Below are 1,580 nucleotides of genomic sequence, written 5' to 3'. Positions count from 1 at the left end.
ATAACTTTAAATTTTATGATTAAACCTATCCTAAAGGTAGTGAACGGTAAGGTAACACTTGCTTGAAGCTACCTTTAGGTTTAGTTCAACAATGGCTACGTCCCAGTGCTCGTTTTAGCTTTCGGGAAATCAATATCTTTAATCAAAAATAAATCAGTCCGGGAATGTTTCGTCGCGGCTCCTTTCTTCCCTACGCACCAGTCGCCAACGTTAATAAACTCAGCCGCATGCTGCCAACAAGTCCAAGGTAGCAACAGGAACATAGCCCTGGACGGTTAGTGGTAATTTACCTATGAGATTCTGAATAAATCCTGAGCTAAGAAAAAAGTGAATTTGAAATATTAATGAAAATTGATAGATTTACCAAATGAATAAACACGAATTAATTAGCTTTTTTGAAGGCGAATTGAACAACTTAATAACTGAAATAGGACTTTATAAAAATGAAGAAAATATCTGGCGAATAGAAAAAAATATTTCTAATTCTGCAGGAAATTTAACTCTGCACTTAATTGGAAATCTAAATACATTTATTGGAAAAGAAATTGGAAAAACAAACTATGTTAGAAATAGAGAACTTGAATTTACTCAAAAAAATGTTTCAAAAATTGAATTAATCAACAGTATAAATTCCACAATAGAAATGGTTAAAAAATCACTGATTTCTATTACAAACGAAGAATTGAAAAACGATTATCCTATTTTGAAGTTTTCTAAAGTAAAAACAAATGAATACTTACTAATTCATTTGATAAAACATTTGACTTATCATCTTGGACAAATAAATTACCATAGACGACTAATAGATGAATAAAAACTGCCACTACAATGTATAACGCAATTTGCTGCGCTGTTCGCTTCGCGCGGAACGGCGGCGGTTTCGACTACCCTTCGACTGCGCTCAGGGCGGGCTCACGAATCCATGCGGAATTGCTAAAGTATGTGCCTAATCGATAATTAACGCATGCAAACCTGAAACTGACGGCTATACGATACCGTTGTGCGTCAGCTTCAAAAAAATATCTAAAATCGAATGAAAAATATAGAATTTAAAGTCGGAGTTACCCCAAAGACAGCTGAAATAATTGAGGTTTATAATAGTTCAGGAATAAAAAGACCGACAAAAGATAGTGAACGAATAACAAAAATGTATGAAAATTCAAATTTGATTATAACCGCGTGGTTGAACAACGAACTGATTGGAATATCACGCTCAATGACTGATTTCTGTTACGCCTGCTATTTGTCGGATTTAGCTGTGAAAAGTGAATACCAAAAAGAAGGAATTGGAAAACGACTAATAGAATTGACTGAAAAGGAAATAGGAAAAGAAACTGCGTTAATTTTACTTTCAGCACCTATTGCGATGGAATACTATCCGAAAATTGGATTTGAAAAAGTTGACAACGGATTTATAATTCGTCGAACAAAATAAAAAATAAACAGAATTAAATATCAAAACGTAAAATGCCTACACACAACACCGGTAACCGTTGCACAACCCCGTAATTATTAAAACAACGACCTCGATAACTGCTTTTTAAGGTGGTTTTGTTTTTTAAGCACCCGAACAGACCATT

Annotated in this window: 2 protein-coding genes; both read left to right on the top strand. The window is 34.1% G+C overall.

The genetic code is table 11. The features are described from left to right. Positions 1 to 367: 367 nt before the first annotated feature. Positions 368 to 814, top strand: a complete 447-nt coding sequence (locus MWU84_RS23855; protein WP_246906508.1) for a DUF1572 family protein — start codon at positions 368 to 370, stop codon at positions 812 to 814. A gap of 219 nt (positions 815 to 1,033) precedes the next feature. Then, on the top strand, positions 1,034 to 1,435 hold the full coding sequence (locus tag MWU84_RS23850) for a GNAT family N-acetyltransferase (RefSeq protein ID WP_246906507.1): 402 nt from the start codon (positions 1,034 to 1,036) through the stop codon (positions 1,433 to 1,435). The last annotated feature ends 145 nt before the right edge of the window (positions 1,436 to 1,580 follow it).

Source organism: Arenibacter sp. F20364, assembly GCF_023015905.1.
GTDB lineage: Bacteria > Bacteroidota > Bacteroidia > Flavobacteriales > Flavobacteriaceae > Arenibacter.
Note: the sequence above shows the minus strand (reverse complement) of the source record. Positions and strands in the feature narration are given on the sequence as shown.